Raw genomic sequence first — 16716 nt, forward strand, 5'->3', positions numbered from 1 at the left:
AGAGAAATAACCTTGATAAACAAACAAAAAGAAAAAGCGTGTTTTGAACAAAGATTGATCAAAACACACCTTTAGCTTAATAAGAAAACCCCTTATTCAAATACAACCATTTCTCCAACATCTATAAACCCAAATCGCTTATAGATATTTTTCCCATCATCTGAAGCTTGTAATACAACTGGTTTTTGTTTATCCGTTGTTTGATTTAGAAGAAATTGAAACATTTCACTGCCAATTCCTTTACCTCTAAATGTTTCTTTTGTCATCACATCATAAATACCATAACTATCTTTGCTTTCTATTAATAAACCAGTAGTTACAGGCATTTCATCTATGCATCCAATAAACATTTGAACTTCTGAACTTAATTTCACTTGAGAAAACTTATTAAAATAACTTTCTAATGCGTCTTTTTCTGGTGTACCCTCAAATAAGCTCATGAATACGTCTATATATTTTAAAAGTTCTTCATTATTTTTTACATTAGTAATCATAAGTTGATCGGAAATTCTTTGACCAACATTAAGAGTATTTTCAAGTTTCATCATTACATTACGTTCCGCTTCTTTTAGGTCATATTCTTGCATAAGTTTTGTCCAATCCTCGGTTAAATACTGAGCATCAATCCAAATACTAAAGGGATATTTTTCGTGAGAAAAATTATCAATGCCATGTCTAATCTTAGCTGCATTTTTGATACTTGGAGATTTCGGCACTACTACATTGAATGTATCAGTAGGAATTCCTGTATTTGCTATGACGAAATCTTCTTCTATTATAAGTTCTCCACTAACTGTATGAGTAAATACTTTTAATTTTTCTTCTAAATTATTTATTACTAATTGTTGATTTGTAATCATGTTTTTGCACCTTTCAATTCAATTTAGCGCGCTTTTTTTATTATAAGGTCAATTAAACACTAAATATACCGTGTTCACAGTATTTACATCCTCCCATAATATTCAGAAAACTACGAGGGGATTTACATTAAGGATTCTATATATGATATGTCCATCCAATTCCAAAACCTGTAAATGAAGAGTGATCCATAGAACTTCCAATAATGATAATTATGTAACCTAATAATGATGGCCTATTGAGCTATCTTTTTTGTTGTGTGCATATTAGAAGTATAAGTTTGCCGCAAACAAAAAGAACCATAAGCTAGCTTGCCTAATGGTCCATATCACACCTATGAATGTGTATTGAAAATTTGTTCAATACACAGTATGCCATTTTATAAAAAAAGGGGATAAAAAATAAAAAAGCAGCTAGCAAATGCTAACTACTCGGCCCCTATATTAGAAAATAATGCTAAGTATAAGGTTGATTCGTGACAAATAGAGCCTATGTCTATTATTAACGAAACATTGAATTTTATTCAAGGAGGAACGGATATGAAATACTTTGAGTTTAATAAGCATGAATGTTATACGTTAATTGCAGTGGATGGAGGTGCATATAAAGCAATTGAAGTATATGTAGAAAATGTCGGAGGTGATAGTGTAGAACAGGTTAAAGAAGAAGGACTCCCTTTAGAAATAACTAGAGAACAAGCTCTCGAAATATTTATAAACACACTAAAGGCAACATGTTCAAATGAGAAAAAACATAAGTGGGAAGAAGAATTTAATAATTATAAAGATGCTCCGATTATAATCGACGGTTCATTAATGTAAAAGAGCAGCTAGCAAAAGCTAACTGCTCTCCAAAAAAGCATTAAGAAGGAATTTCAGAACTCAAATGTATTTATAGTATGGACATAGTTTGAAGATTTATTCAGAAAAAGTTATAAAGAGCAACCATTTAGGTTGCTCTACAGATAGGAGGTAACCCAGTGAACAAAAATGAACAGGTTAAAAATGTATGTAGCAAATAGAAAAATAAGAACAAAAAAAGCAGCTAACAAAGGCTAACTGCTTTGGTGAATAAGAAGAACACAATGGTTATTCTTATTCAACTTTGGTGTAGTTATATTGTTAATAATTTTTAGAGATTTATTCAATAAAAGAGCATCTAGCAAGATCTAACTGCTCTCCTAAAGAAAATTTAAGAATTTATACAAAGAGGAATAGAGAATGCGTACTAATTGGGAACATGCACTTAAGAAATTGGAGCAGAAACAAAACAAAACAAAACAAAAGAGCACCTTTGAACAGCGCCCTTCCTCGGAGTAAATAATCAAATGTACAGATAACCGAAAGCCCAATAGAGGTATATTGAAAAGTCTTCTATACAAAGTATGTATCTCTAAATAAAAGGTGATGAAAAATAAAAGGGACAGCTAACAAAAGCTGGCTGCTCCAGTAAGAGATGAAACTTTAGATGTAATTATAGTATAAGCGGTATATTAAATTTTATTCAGGGTGGGGTAGAGGTAAATGAATAAATTTAGGCAGTTCCAACTTGGTTTTGGTCTGCAACATCAGCATCAAATGTATTTGTCGCGCTAACACCGTTAAAAGTATTTACGACAAATCCAACATTGGAAGCCCCAGATCCATTATAAGCTTTCGTATTTTCTTTCGGAGATACATTATAAAAATCCCCTAGATTGAAAGCACCATTACTGTTTTGAACGACGAGATTTCCAACAACAGAAGGCATAGTACTCACCTGCTTCCCTAGAAGGTATTTAAATTAGCATATGGCGTATTCGTCTAGAGGTTCATTTGAATCTAAGATTTCAAAGTTATTGTTCGTGAGGGGTAATCTTTTGCGCGACACGTTTCCTTATAAGTGTGTAAACACAAAGTCATTATGCAACTGAAAGTAACGAATTTCTTGAAATGACTATATGAAAGTAGGTGTTTTCTTATTTGAAAAGGGTACTATTTTTTAGTTTTTGTTGTAAACCTTGTTATATATAGAAAAGATGAGAAATGTGCTCAATGAAAGTATACTAATCACAAATAAACAATTTGAAAATGCATGTAGATAATCTGTAAAAGAGGCCTTTTCTATAGTTGTTTTTAAACTATTAGAGAATATGATACTAATGCCTACAACCGCTAAAGAATTAGCTAAATACATAAAGGTTGTGAACAGTCCTGAGGCAACTCCAATATAATTATGCGATATTTTGCTTAAAATGGTGTTCGCTAAAGGTGTGGTAGCAAATCCCAATCCAAGTCCATAGACAAATAAAAGCAATATATACTCTACAGTAAATAAATTATGTGCATCAATTAAAAGTAATCTAACGAGTATGAATGTACAGATACTCATTATCAAAGCACCAATTTTTAATACAATTAAACCAAAACGATTCACTATTTTAGAAGATGAAATTGAAGTAATAAAGAAGCCGAGACCAATTGGCAAGAAAATTAAGCTCATATCTGTCGTATGATAATGTAAGCCAAAGTGTAAAAAGTAGTTGAGGATAAAGAAAAATGAAAACATACTCATATATATTGTGAGTACTGAACTAATTCCAATTACAAATAACCAATTTTTAAATACAGATAAATCTATAAGCGGTAATTGATCATTTTTTTGTTTATGCCTTTCAATAAGAATAAAAAAAATAAATACAAGAAATGAAAGGATAAATATACTTAAATTCGAAGAATTCCAACCATATTTTTGTACTTCAGATAACGGATAAATAAACAATAATATACTTATCATTAATAAAATTGCGCCAGTCCAATCAATATGTTGAGATTGTTCTCCTCTAGATTCAGGAACAATAGGCAGTAATAAGAGTACTAGAATACCAAATGGTACATTACATAAGAATATCATACGCCAACTACTATTAAAGAGGTTCCAGTCGACTAATAATCCCCCTAATATTAACCCAAAGGTGAAAGCAATTCCAATGACAGCACCATATATACCGAAAGCCAGATTCTTTTCTTTTGATGGAAAAATAATTTGAATAATTGACAAAATTTGTGGCTGGATAAAAGCTGCTGACAATCCTTGTATAATTCGAATAATAATCAGAAACAATGGATGTGAACTAATTCCACCAACAAAAGCTGTAACTGTAAAAATAAATACACCAATTAATAACATTTTTCTTCTTCCGTATACATCACCAAGTTTACCACCAATTATTAGGGCTGATGCTAGTCCAATCGAGTATCCAGAAAATATTAATTGTGCTTGTGAGAAATTAATGTGCAGTTCAGATTGCATAATGGGTAGTGCAATCTGGATCATATAGGTATTTAAAGAGATTAGCAGTGTTGCAAGCAAAATAATCGCTAAATAACACCATCTAAGTGAAGAATACGCTCTTGTATTTTTTAAATGAATCATATTCATAGATACAGCTCCTTTATATGACTAATATTTGCTTAATATAAAATCAAAAACTTTTTTCTAAATAACCATTTGACTGACAACTAGTCAAATGGTTAAATAATGGAAGGAGGCGATAGAAACTATGGCTAGAGTAACAAGAAGTGCATCAGAAAGACGAAATGAAATATTAGATATTACCGAATCCCTTTTCAAACAAAAAGGTTATGAAAAAACCTCAACAACAGATATTACTCGAACACTAGGAGTAGCACAAGGCACATTGTATTATCATTTCAAATCAAAGGAAGCGTTAGCTAATGCATTGATTAATCGCCAACTAAAAAGTATAAAAAAACAATTTATTGAAGTGATTTATAGTGACTCCCTTTCTACTTACGAAAAAATTGCATGGGTCTTTGTGTATGAACTTGATGATCCAACAGGGCATATTGAGATTTTTAAATATTTACAACACGATAATAATGCGATTCTTCGTCAAATATTACATATACAGACGATTTGTCAATTTACGCCAATTTTAACAGATTTAATTATCCAAGGTAATAGAGAGGGAATTTTTCATGTTAATAATCCAACACTTACAGCAGAATTTTTCCTTTCAACGATTCACCATTGGGTAGATTCATCATTATTCAAATGGACTCCAGAAGAACGAATTGCAAGGGTTGTATCCATTCAACCAACATTTGAACATTTATTTGGTGTTGCAAGTGGGAAATTTGACTTAAAAATTTTAAGAGAAACCGTGAAAGATAAATTTATTTATTAAATAGGAATAATGTAATTGATAATTAATATCAATTACATTATATATTTTTGACTGACAGTCTGTCAATTTATTTGGTGTTTGTTAAGAAGAGCGATAAATTGTCTTCGAACAAGGAATGAAAACGAGATACTCTGACGTAATTAGGGATTCCAACACTTTGTTAATAGTATGTAATAAAGATGGGATTCATTCAGTTATACGTAATTTATTAATAAAAGACCAATATATGAAACAGCTGGCTATAGGATTTTCTGTATTTACTATACCAATGCCAGTTCTTATCCCTTAGAAATTGAAGCAAAATCAAACTTTAGAGACTCTGTTACCAGACAAAATTACTATAATTTATGACAGATTAAACAAAATACCTGAATATTTTAGGGCGAATTCTAATAAATAGAGAAATGGGGGGCATTTATAATGAACGAAAAAGTAAAGAAAATCATTGAATATGGGGCACGTGTCCCGCATTTTCATCCTAACTTTCCTTTAATTTTATTTTGGAGTAAAAAGAGTGGTTGTACATCACTTGCAAACTGGTTTTTTTCCCAAATAGGATTATATAAAATTGCAATGCAGTATAATTCGCTCATCCATAACTATGAATATGATATATATAAAAGTAAAGCAGGTTATCTAACAAAATTGTCAAGAGAACTTCTAAAGGGAGAAAAAGATACACTAAAATTAGTACGGAATCCTTACAAAAGAGCGGTAAGCTCTTTTGTTTCGCTTATTGCTCCACCAGGTATAGAAAATCCAGAGTGGGGACCAATTAGAAGGTTTATTTATAACGATAGTACATGCAAAAAGAAAATATCATTTAAACATTTTTTACATTATCTTCACGCAAATGGAGCAGATGCCGACTATCTCAATCCACACTATTCCCAACAATATATCCAAGGAGAAGAAGAGTTTGTTACCAATTATATGTATTTAGAGGACTTCTCTAATGAAATCTCAAGAATTGAAACCCAATATAACCTGCAGACATCAACGAGCTCATGGCATCATCAGGCTCCTAAGATGATCCATAAAGGAAACTATGCTGAAGCAGACATTACAGATCCATTATTCCCTCGATTGCCTACATATCAAAGTTTTTATGATAGAGAGGCCATACAGTTAGTTACAGATATATTTAATGAAGATTTCGAAATATATAACTACCTTAAAATGGATATTCCGACAATATGAATAGGGGAATACTTGAATAATAGTCATATTTTTAATAAATGTGGAATTTTAGCGTAAAATTATATTATATATACGAAAAAACATGTACAATTTTTGTGCATGCGTAATAAAAAGCTATGTCTTGTCTATATAAATATATGTTCGTTTTATACAAAATGTGAGTATGTTTAAAATAAAGATTTGACGATAAATAATTAGAGCACATTTGAATATGTGCTCTTAGAAAGGTAGATAGACTATATGACTATTTGATTACCATACAATAATATATGCTTGTCCAGTTAAAATGTGCATAGTATTTCAAAAAAATCGGTATTTAATGATAAATGTGTAGAGCGTCTTGAGAAGAAGACGCTCTGAAGGTGAATATACAGTAACGACTATTCATTTCAATATATGTAATTTATGGGGAATTTAGAACAGCTTTAACACAATGACTTATTGCATAGAAAGGGTTAGTACCCATAAAAATAAAGAGCACCCTATAAGGTGCCCTGTGACTAATACTGAGGTGACTATGCATATTGTATGTACATTAGCAGATAAAGTGAATAAGAGGAACGCTTGTTTTTAAGCGCTCCTGAAAACGAGATTACTCTTACTGGTAAAGAGTACATTTATATTATATGTAAGTTTTTTAAGATACGAAACATGTTATAAAAACGCATTTTAAAAAGGGCCTGTTGCGAGGGTAGGCCCTTTTAGGAAAAATTAATAGTAAAGTTTACGTTGAGGTCACTTATATAATACTAAATACAATTCATTACTTCTATATGTTGAATGTTGAAAAAGAATTATATGTACTAAAAAAGCACCTTACACAAGTGCTCTTTTTAAGGAGGGTCATAAGAATGAAAAAGCTTTCACATAATTATTATATGCTTATACTTTTAAGTGGTGACAAGCTAATAAAAAGGAAAAGAGCAGTTAGAGTAGACTAACTGCTCAATACAGAAAAGAAAAGAGAAGAGAAGAAATACTCGGACAAGTTAAATGAATTATGGCTTATCGCCTGTGTATAGTATGTGTTTACTATTTAGAAATATTCAGGTGTGTCAAAATAAAAAAGAGTACCTTTGACCCGCACTCGTTATAATAATAAATATTCGAATATAGTGATTTATATGTTCATTTTTCCCCTTGGTGATATTTGCTAATATAAGTTACATATGCTCTTAGAAAAGATGGTTCGGTTTCTATATTTCCAATAATTTTATTGCGAAATACGTAACTAGAGCGGTATTTATATTTAATTGTGTTACGATATTTATATAGTAGCAAATATTGAAAATATATATAACTAGGGGGTATTTTTCATGTATAACTTACAAGAAGATACGTATGAACAATTAAAAGTAAAAAAGGGGGATTGCACCATATTTTTAAAGAGTGGGGTTCCCATACGCGGGAAAATCCTTGCAACAGATAAATTTACGGTTCTTATGGTGGTTCAGGGTAAGCAACAACTAGTTTACAAACAAGCGATTTCCACAATTATTACGTAATTCATATTCTATTTTTCGAGGGAGAGAGACAAAAAATAAAAAAAAGAAGATTGAGATCAATCTTCTTTAAAAAAGGAATAGATGACAGAATACTACCCAGCTCTTAATCAATTATAATTAAGCACATAAATATATTCAATCCATTTAGAATTTTCTCAATATTAATCGTGTCATTATCAAATTATAATATAAGTAATTCTTTTTATTATTATATATTTGTTCTTTCCTGTTGCAGCATCCGTGTTATAGGGATGCTCTTTTTTGTATTACAAATCCAAATTAAAAAAGATAAAGTATTCTTTATTTTATATACTCGCTAACTAGTATGAAGAAGCAAAATAGGGGGAAACTATGGAATACTTAACGATAATTTAGGGGGACACGAAATGGAGCATAAAACAAAAATAAAAATTGGAGATTATGTTCAATTTTTATATCGTAAAAATCCAAGTTTACAATTAACAGGATTTGTAGTGAATGTTCTGCAAAATACAATTGTTGTAGATATTACAGAAATGATGGATATTGAAGTAGATGATGTTAGGCAAGTTGTAAAGCATGGTTATTATAATAAAGTGGTTCCTATGCAGATTAAAAATAATGTTTCATAAAAAGTGCTCCTAAAGATATTTAGGAGCACTTTTTATAATAGAAATAATCTTCACTATAGATTCATATCCTTTTACATCTACAATTGTAAAAAGACATGAGTCAATAAACTTTTTAACTATTATACAAAAGCTTATCGATAAAATGTATAAAGTATACGTTGTATAATTTTCATATCTAAGATCTATTCTTGATATTCCTGTTTCCAGCTGTAGTAGGTATTGCACACGTACTAATGGGGATGAATATTTTTGGATTTATTTTAGTGGATCCGTATTTCCGTATCTGGTTACCAATTGTAATTTTTGTAGTTATTTATACGATTTACTACTTCATTACAGTTCAATTATATAAAGGAATTGTACTTCCAAAAGAATGATAGTAATAGTACCGAGTATATCCTACTCGGTATTTTTGTGTGTAGAAATTGGAATCTCTTGTCCTAAAACAATGATAGAATTAGAAGTACCCACTTTCTTGTCTAAAAGGTATCCATTTTCATGTCTTTGTACAACTGTAGAAAGACATGAAATTAGGAACTAATTTTCTAGCGTAAAATGTTGAATTACCAACAAATATAGTTCATTTAGTACCTCCTTTCTTGTCCACATATCGTGACAAGAAAGGAGGTACTTCTTAATATAAAGACACCAAAGTGGAGATTTACTGAATGGAAATGAACTATCCTTATGCTAAGCAATAGTTCAAAAAACATTAAGCATGATGTTGTGTCTAAATTTTGTATTATAAAAAAGAAAAAAGGTTATCTTTCTTTATATTGCAAGAAAGATAACCCTCTTCTGTTTAAAGAATGAAATTGGGGTACAGCCCATGCCCATCAACCTAAGAAATTATAAAACCCCAAAACAAGAATTTTACACATTTTCAATTTGAAGATGTCAATTTTCTCGTTTTGGGATATTTTTTTACTTTAGGTTGATAGCCCCTCTAGTGATAAGTCTTTATTTATGATTTGTTCTCATTTTTGTTGTTGAAAAGTATATGGATGTTTATCATTTTCATTCAGTACCGGCATAAGTGAGTTTTCATCGAGACTTAAAACCTCAAATTCATATTATAAATAAAAAAATAGCCAATGCTAGATATGCATTATTACATACCTTTCCTTGTAAATATCACATGAAAATACAAGTTAATTTTACTATAATTAATAGAAAAACATTCCAATTCACACTTAACTTTACTAAATATGTAAAGTTAAGTTAGTAATGCTAATCATTAGGTGGATTATATGTTTTGAATGATTACAAAATTATCATTATCCTGAGAGGTGTATACCATGAAAATATCTAATCATCAAAATAATAAGGAATATATTTGTCATTTAATATCTCAAACATTCGAGATATCTGTTCGTTTTTTAGATAAGAACAAGAATATCCTTTATGAAAATATATATCATAATACTCCAAACCCTTGGTATTCCTCTAAAGAGGAATACCTAAATGAACTTTATTTCGAGAATGACCCCACTAATTTTCCTATTATTAGAAATAATAATTTTTTTGAAAACTTCATTTTAATTCACTTGGAAAGTAATGGAAATTTTGAAGGGACTTTTATTATTGGACCCTCTTTATATTTCAAACCATTCGAAAAAATGCTGGATAGAATTATAAATAATTTCCATATCGTTATAAAAAAACAAGAAATAATAGAGTATTATCATTTAATACCCTTGATAAAACAATCAGCCTTAATTCATATCAGTGTTCTACTCTATTACATGATTTATTTACAAAAAATAAATGTTAACACTGTTATTAAGAAAAATAAACAGTTTAAACGCGAAATCTCTATGGTCGAGAATCCTGATTTATATATATCAATTTGTCATCAAAATGACTCTATGCGTAATGAAATATCCGATTCCAGCAAAATGTTTGAAGCAATTAAATCTGGGAACGAAGAGGAATTACTAAAACATTGGGATTCATTTCCTCGTAAGACACTTACAGTTTTTTGCATAACTAGTGAGTTAAGAAATCGAAAAAATCAAGCGATTGCTGGCATTGCTATAGCTACTAGATATGCAATAGATGGAGGGTTGCCTTCAGAAATCGCTTTTTCAATTAGTGAGTTATACATACAAAATGTAGAAAAAATTAATGATGTAAAATCAATATTAGTTTTAGTAAAAGAGGCTTTTTGCAGTTTAACAGAACATGTAAAAACATATAATGTGAGAAATTATTCGAAGACGATTACTACTTGCCAAAATTATATTTCAAAAAACATCTATCAAGAAATATCCCTCAAACAGCTTGCACATACTACTAATAAGAATTCTATGTATTTATCTACAATGTTTAAAAAAGAGGTAGGAATAACAATAAGTGAATATATTCATCGAGAAAAAGTGGAAGAGGCAAAAAAACTTTTAACTTTAACTAACTATACTTTATTAGAAATCAGTACTTTACTCAATTTTAATAGTCAAAGTTATTTTTCTAAGATTTTTAAAAAAAATACCCAAATTACTCCAAAACAATATCGAAATCAATACACCCTTTACTAAAATACATGAATTCTGACCATAAATAATTATCATATATTCAGAAAGAACATGCCTAATTAAAATTGAAAATATTTTTTTCGTTGAACGAATAATCTCAATAGAGTAAAACCTATTGAGATAAGGATTTCTTCCTTAACTTTATACATTCACAAAATCCTGATGCCCCTTCATAGTTAACAGTATTAACTGAATTTCTATTAATTACTAAATTCAAGTAAAAATCGTTATAAATTCCTAATAATGTTACCAAACATTAACTAAATTTTTATGTAATATCTTTAGTGTTGAATCCCCAAAAAGGAGATGTAGTATTAATTATGAAAAATATTAAACTTGCTACTCAAGAAACTCTTGTTACTTCTGAAAAGCAAAGTATTAACTTTTCAAAATGGATGCACCAAACACCAGATTAAAAGTATCTAACGCAAATGTCTGTTTTAGGAACGGATGTTAGTGGGGCGTTTTAGTCAGGCGTAATTTGATGAACAAAACCCTGGAATGATGACTATTGTTTTCAAACGGATTATGGTTTCAGTCTTTTTAATATTAGAGGCTGTGTAACTGATGATTAGAAAAGTGTTCTGTATCATGGTCCTGTATATCTTAAGATAACTATTCATCAATTTATTAATGAAGCTAAAAATTCATTTCCTAAAGCCTTTGAAGACTTTTATTTGAGGGATTCTGTACTTGAAGAAGTTAAGATATTGAATACTTTATAAACTAGAGAGGGTGTATTGTAATGGTAAAACGAGATATTTCACCAAGAGGTCTTGGAGGTAGTAAAGAATCACCATTTTTACTTTCTAAAGCAGAATGGATTATGATTCAAAAATATACAGGTGATGGTGTATATGTCCCTGTAAATGAGGCTGAAATGCGTAAAACTTTAGCACTTTCGTCTTCGGACGAAATTCCGGATTTTAGCGAACTATACTCAGTTTATTCAAATGTTAAATCTCATTGTCAAAATTGGACAGACAACACATATAGAGAAGTTCTTGGTGTCGCTAATGAAATTGTTAATTATTCCAGAAGAGCGACAGTTTACTACAAACCTTTATTGGATTACTTACCAGCCATTTTAGATGGTGATACTAAGTCTTTAGAAATGTTTCAGAAGATTTGCAAAAAACTAGCAAAAGAAGCAGCGGAATTTCGCGATCATGCTGGTGCTTTGGCAACGATGATCGGAGTGTTTGCAAAGGACACGGCTAATGATTATAGGGATTTAACAGAAATTAAGGTGAAATATGTTGAAATATACGGAGAACATAGTGACGAAGTAACAGAGCTTAGAGAATCTATAGAAGAATTAAGAGAAGAGTTAGAAGACGCTATGGATAATTACGAAGATTACAAATCTCAATCTTGGCTTTCTCTACTACTAGGTCCTCTTTGGGGTCTTGTTTTAAAGGGAGTTCTCGATAGTACAGAAGGAAAAGTATTAGAAGCTAAAGTTAAGGCTTTAGAAGAACAAATTGAACAAGCTGAAAAGATAATCAAAAGAAATGTTTATCTGATGTCTTTGCTTGATAAAACAGATTCGGGAATAAATAAAATTCAGCAACAAATGGGTGACGCCTTACCTATAATACAAAAAATTCATGGTATTTGGAACTCTCTTCACAATGATCTTGATGAACTATCTAAAATTGTTATGGAAGACATTCATGATGATCCGGAATTTGCTGATCTTGGAATTGAATTGGCAATTATGCAATGGGAAGTTGTTGGTCAAGAAGCTGATGACTTCCGAGTTAATGCAGATGTAGAATTCATTGTTGAACAATACACAGCGTAAGCATGGCAGATTTAAAAATTTATAGTTGTAATAGAGTATGTCCAAACACTTTTTATGATTAAAATGTATGTAAATATTAAGTTTGCTTCATTTTAAGAGAACCTAAAACATGAATAAATGAAATAAAAATAGCTTAAGTTGTATATCTAGAGACAAAAGAAAAATTGTAAGAATAAAATTCTATTTATTCAATACGACCTTTCTTTTGTTTCTTATTTTGTCTAAATGGGGGAATTCATAATGAGTTATAGTATTGATTATAAAATTTTATACGAAGAGTTATTGAACAATCAACACATTCCGGGAACGTCCTACTTAAATGCAACAAGAACAAAATATGAAATTCGTGATTTATTCGTTGACTTAGGTGAAGTATATAAGTCTATTGAAGACAGTGAATTAACACCAAGAATGATTTCAATCTTTGCGGATGTTGTTCGAATTCCTGATGAATTTAGTTGTATTTTACAAGATATGCAAATAGTTATTAGAGCAAGACGTGTAGAAATAGAATATGAGGGAACAGCAGAGATTATACTAGATTATAAAAATGGAGGAGATTTAGCCCAGTTGACGATATATGCTATGGAGCTTTCTGGAACATTAAATACTACTCCAATCTATAGCCAGAGTAATGTCCCTCCTTACTCTATAGAATTGAGCAATAAAGGAGTGCGATTGTATGATAACGAAGGTACATTTACTGTAGCAGAAATTACATACGTAGTTCCTACAACACAACTTCCAAAACTTTTTGCATCTGTTTTCCAAGTAGCTTGTTTATTTTTTGAATCAAAACCAGATATTGCAGCTAATCAGTTAAATTGGTTAAAGATATTTACTGCTCAATATGATGGACAAGGTTCATTATGCTTACAAAGTACTTCGTTATTTACCATTTTGACTGCCGATCGTGGTGATAATACGTTTGTTCCGCTTTTAGATAAAGAACTCTATAGAGATGAAATTAATGCCTTTTTGGCAGCAGCACAGCAATTTGAAGAACAATATCATCGATATTTAGATAAAAACTTGACAATTGATGATCGAAAAAATGCCGCTTTGCTTATGTTAAGACATGAACAAGATACACTATTATTTAAAGAAACATTGATTAATCAAGCTGAAAATAATTTAAAAAATTCTCGAGATGCTATTGAAACATCATTACGCCAGTTTGAAAATCAACAAAACATCTTAATATTCTCTAAAATCGAGTTCGAATATGGACTAAAAAAACATCAATATGAACAACAGATGAAATTAGCTTTTAAAATGGTAAATACTGTACTGAACTTCACACAATCTCTGGGTTCTATAATTGCTTCAGGAGGAACTTCTGCACCTGGAGAAATAATAGGGATTATTAGTAATTTAAAAGAAATCATTGAAACTGGTGGTGAACTATCTGTATTAGCTCAATCATTAAAAGAAAGTATGGAAAGGCTAAATGATCTTGTTGAATTAATTAACAAGGTATCTGCATTAACAGAAGAGATATCAAAGGCATCAAGAGATATGCAATTCCCAGATGATCTATTTGAAAAGATTAAAGATACGGAGTGGCAAATTCCTCAAGAAGATTTAACTGGTAAAGCCTCTTGGGAAATATTCCAGTTAAAAACAGCTGACGCTTTAGATGATGCCATTAGGAAAGAAATCGAAGGTGCCAAAGAATATTTACTAGAATTAGATATTTTAGCTGTATATGGACAATCACTTTCTTCAAGTCAAGTAGCCCACATTCGTTGTAGTCAAGAACTATTTCGTCTGTTAATTGAAAAACATATCCATCAGGCAGATCTTGCAAGAATAGAAGAGTATATTAAAAATTTAGAGAGTCAAGAATCTGAAAATGAAGAAATGGAACAAAAGCTGTATCAACGTTATATAGATATGAAGCAAATTCTATTTGTAGCATTAGCCAATTATAAACATGCTTATAAATATTGGGCTCTCCAGGATTCATCTGTAAATCCAAACATATTAAAAGAAGTGTCAGAACTAAAAGTAGATGTAGCAACAATGCAAACAGATTGTATGCGTGCTTTAAGGATGTTCAATCCACCTCCACAACCTTTTCAGAATAGAATAATAGAGATTACAGATTCTAAGATTCTAGAATCTTTAAAAGAAAATAGGGAAACCTCTTGGGAAATTAATTTAAATGATTCTTATTTTGAAAATGAGTATCGCGTTCGTCTTAAATTAATGCGAATTTGGTTAGATGGAATAGATGCTACTTCTAGGGTACAAATTCGAATTACAAACTCAGGACACTATTACGATAACTATATGGAGAAACAATTTCAATTTAATTCAGAACCCTTTTATAGAGGATTTAGTTATCAAGGTACCACGATTATTACTGATGGTACCATAGCTGAAGAGTTTGCTTACAACTATTTCATTCCAAATCCTTACACAACTTGGCAAATTAAAGTACAGGATGGACCAAATCTTTCCAACGTAAAAAAAATCAGAATGGAATTAGCAGGTGATCTTGTCACTGATTATAAGAAAAAACTACAGGGTTCATTACAACCTATAGATATTTCTGTCCAACATAAATTAGTAAATAGTAAAATGTAGAGGGATATTTTTATGAACCCTGTAGTTTTTCCGATACGTCAATTAGAAGATAATAATTCTCCATTTATTTTATCAGTAGATGAATGGAGACGTTTTTCTGATTATATGAAAAAATGCAATTACCTACCAATAAATATAGACGCATTAGAGGAGTACATATGTACTAAAAGTGATGGGAAGTTCAAGGAAAGTTGGGACCGTCTAGTAAAAGAAGATACTCCATTTTGTATAATGTTATTTATATCATGGGGAGTAACTAACAATATAAAGCAAGCATCTCTATTTTGGGGAAACGGAGAACCTGCAGAAATAATTTCTCTTGCTCAAAATATTGTAACTGATACAGACTTAATCTGTATTAAACATCATGATAACTTTAATCAAATTCTTTTGGAAGCACAAAACGGTAATTTGTCTCCAAATACTAAATCTAAATTTTTATATATTTGTAATGATTTATCCAATCATACTTTAAAATATCATCAGCAAGCTCAAAAAATGACGAGAGATCTATCCCAATTTTATACAACGATTGGAGAGTGTGATTATGCGTATGAAAAGTGTACTGAGATGATTCCTCGTATAGGAATCAGAAATCATCTCGAGTATTCTGTTGTTTATGGAACTTTTACTTCCTTAGCATCACAACTTGGTCGTGTTATTCCATCAGAAACGCATATTTTACCAATCATTCGAAAAATCCATCGAATTTGGAGTGCTATATCTTATGATTTAAAAGAATTATCAAGGGATATGAGTGAGGACTTGGATAATCTTCCTGCTATTATTGCCGCTCTAGAGCTTGAATTAGCATTTGAAAATTTGAGTGCAATTCGTAAGGAAGTTGAATATTTTTACAAAAATTATGAGACTTCTCCCTAAAGTAGGGGTTCAACCGCATCGCCATCAGCTAAGATAAGTATATATACCCAAAACAAGTAAAAAGAAAATTTTATGTAATTAAGCGCTTAATTACATCTTTCATACCGAAAGATGTTCAGGCTGTGGAGAAGACTTTCTCCACAGCCTGATAAAAAAGAGAGCCGTGCTCTCTTTTTTTTAGTTCTCAGCAAAACCTAATTAAATATGACGTTAAAATAAAATTCAATTCTACATTAATAACAAAAGATATTCATAAAGGATCTACTTTCTTGTCTAAAAAGTATCCATTTTCATGTCTTTCTACAACAACAGGAGGGGAGAAATAAAATTTAAGTTACAAATTTTTATCTTCACGTTAAATCCTAATTTAACGTGAACAAAAATTGTAGGAATTTAAACCCTATCAAGAGAGAGTTTAAATTCTAATTTAAGTATAATTCAAACTATGTATTTATTACATAATAAAGTTCGAAATGAAGTGGATTTAATATAGGTTTTAAATCCACTCTTATCAATCAAAACAATAAAAGTTCAGCAA

The 16716-nt window shown here is 30.5% G+C and carries 12 protein-coding genes and 1 pseudogene; 10 read left to right on the plus strand and 3 right to left on the minus strand.

The annotated features are described in order from the left end of the window. Positions 1-92 precede the first annotated feature (92 nt). On the minus strand, positions 93-860 hold the full coding sequence (locus COK05_RS29720) for a GNAT family N-acetyltransferase (RefSeq protein WP_098615387.1): 768 nt from the start codon (positions 858-860) through the stop codon (positions 93-95). A gap of 537 nt (positions 861-1397) precedes the next feature. Here COK05_RS29720 and COK05_RS29725 point away from each other — a divergent pair. Further along, positions 1398-1679, plus strand: coding sequence for a hypothetical protein (locus COK05_RS29725; protein WP_176539475.1), 282 nt, complete (start codon positions 1398-1400; stop codon positions 1677-1679). Positions 1680-2391: 712 nt separating this feature from the next. Here COK05_RS29725 and gerPF read toward each other — a convergent pair. Continuing rightward, positions 2392-2607: a spore germination protein GerPF gene (gerPF, locus tag COK05_RS29730; protein ID WP_053513850.1), complete on the minus strand. Its 216-nt coding sequence runs from the start codon at positions 2605-2607 to the stop codon at positions 2392-2394. A gap of 231 nt (positions 2608-2838) precedes the next feature. Further along, positions 2839-4278: an MFS transporter gene (locus tag COK05_RS29735; RefSeq protein ID WP_098615389.1), complete on the minus strand. Its 1440-nt coding sequence runs from the start codon at positions 4276-4278 to the stop codon at positions 2839-2841. A 121-nt stretch (positions 4279-4399) separates the two neighbouring features. Here COK05_RS29735 and COK05_RS29740 point away from each other — a divergent pair, with 121 nt between their 5' ends. The 9 genes and pseudogenes from COK05_RS29740 to COK05_RS29780 all read left to right on the plus strand — a co-directional run bounded on the left by COK05_RS29740 (position 4400) and on the right by COK05_RS29780 (position 16178). Next, the gene (locus COK05_RS29740) at positions 4400-5047 is read left to right on the plus strand and encodes a TetR/AcrR family transcriptional regulator (protein WP_098615390.1); all 648 of its coding nucleotides are present in this window, start codon (positions 4400-4402) and stop codon (positions 5045-5047) included. 420 nt (positions 5048-5467) lie between these two features. Next, positions 5468-6247 (plus strand): sulfotransferase family 2 domain-containing protein, encoded by a 780-nt coding sequence (locus COK05_RS29745; RefSeq protein ID WP_098615391.1) that lies wholly within the window; start codon positions 5468-5470, stop codon positions 6245-6247. Between the two features lie 1316 nt (positions 6248-7563). Beyond that, positions 7564-7752, plus strand: coding sequence for an RNA chaperone Hfq (gene hfq / locus COK05_RS29750; RefSeq protein WP_098615392.1), 189 nt, complete (start codon positions 7564-7566; stop codon positions 7750-7752). Positions 7753-8138: 386 nt separating this feature from the next. Then, positions 8139-8363, plus strand: a complete 225-nt coding sequence (locus tag COK05_RS29755; RefSeq protein ID WP_098615393.1) for a DUF2187 family protein — start codon at positions 8139-8141, stop codon at positions 8361-8363. A 179-nt stretch (positions 8364-8542) separates the two neighbouring features. Beyond that, a pseudogene (locus tag COK05_RS29760) lies at positions 8543-8740 on the plus strand (ABC transporter permease); the annotation flags it as partial. Positions 8741-9661: 921 nt separating this feature from the next. Then, positions 9662-10900 (plus strand): AraC family transcriptional regulator, encoded by a 1239-nt coding sequence (locus COK05_RS29765; RefSeq protein WP_098615394.1) that lies wholly within the window; start codon positions 9662-9664, stop codon positions 10898-10900. 742 nt (positions 10901-11642) lie between these two features. Next, positions 11643-12704 (plus strand): alpha-xenorhabdolysin family binary toxin subunit A, encoded by a 1062-nt coding sequence (locus tag COK05_RS29770; RefSeq protein ID WP_098615395.1) that lies wholly within the window; start codon positions 11643-11645, stop codon positions 12702-12704. 240 nt (positions 12705-12944) lie between these two features. Next, the gene (locus COK05_RS29775; RefSeq protein ID WP_255290366.1) at positions 12945-15296 is read left to right on the plus strand and encodes a hypothetical protein; all 2352 of its coding nucleotides are present in this window, start codon (positions 12945-12947) and stop codon (positions 15294-15296) included. Between the two features lie 12 nt (positions 15297-15308). Further along, a complete protein-coding gene (locus COK05_RS29780; RefSeq protein ID WP_098615396.1) occupies positions 15309-16178 on the plus strand; it encodes a hypothetical protein in 870 nt (289 codons plus the stop codon). The last annotated feature ends 538 nt before the right edge of the window (positions 16179-16716 follow it).

This window comes from Bacillus cereus, assembly GCF_002567495.1.
Taxonomy (GTDB): Bacteria; Bacillota; Bacilli; order Bacillales; family Bacillaceae_G; genus Bacillus_A; species Bacillus_A cereus_AQ.

Excerpts from the sequence above, each read along its gene's own strand:
- COK05_RS29720 (WP_098615387.1), bottom strand. The coding sequence starts at position 860 with ATGATTACAAATCAACAATTAGTAATAAATAATTTAGAAGAAAAATTA.
- COK05_RS29725 (WP_176539475.1), top strand. The coding sequence starts at position 1,398 with ATGAAATACTTTGAGTTTAATAAGCATGAATGTTATACGTTAATTGCA.
- gerPF (WP_053513850.1), bottom strand. The coding sequence starts at position 2,607 with ATGCCTTCTGTTGTTGGAAATCTCGTCGTTCAAAACAGTAATGGTGCT.
- COK05_RS29735 (WP_098615389.1), bottom strand. The coding sequence starts at position 4,278 with ATGAATATGATTCATTTAAAAAATACAAGAGCGTATTCTTCACTTAGA.
- COK05_RS29740 (WP_098615390.1), top strand. The coding sequence starts at position 4,400 with ATGGCTAGAGTAACAAGAAGTGCATCAGAAAGACGAAATGAAATATTA.
- COK05_RS29745 (WP_098615391.1), top strand. The coding sequence starts at position 5,468 with ATGAACGAAAAAGTAAAGAAAATCATTGAATATGGGGCACGTGTCCCG.
- hfq (WP_098615392.1), top strand. The coding sequence starts at position 7,564 with ATGTATAACTTACAAGAAGATACGTATGAACAATTAAAAGTAAAAAAG.
- COK05_RS29755 (WP_098615393.1), top strand. The coding sequence starts at position 8,139 with ATGGAGCATAAAACAAAAATAAAAATTGGAGATTATGTTCAATTTTTA.
- COK05_RS29765 (WP_098615394.1), top strand. The coding sequence starts at position 9,662 with ATGAAAATATCTAATCATCAAAATAATAAGGAATATATTTGTCATTTA.
- COK05_RS29770 (WP_098615395.1), top strand. The coding sequence starts at position 11,643 with ATGGTAAAACGAGATATTTCACCAAGAGGTCTTGGAGGTAGTAAAGAA.
- COK05_RS29775 (WP_255290366.1), top strand. The coding sequence starts at position 12,945 with ATGAGTTATAGTATTGATTATAAAATTTTATACGAAGAGTTATTGAAC.
- COK05_RS29780 (WP_098615396.1), top strand. The coding sequence starts at position 15,309 with ATGAACCCTGTAGTTTTTCCGATACGTCAATTAGAAGATAATAATTCT.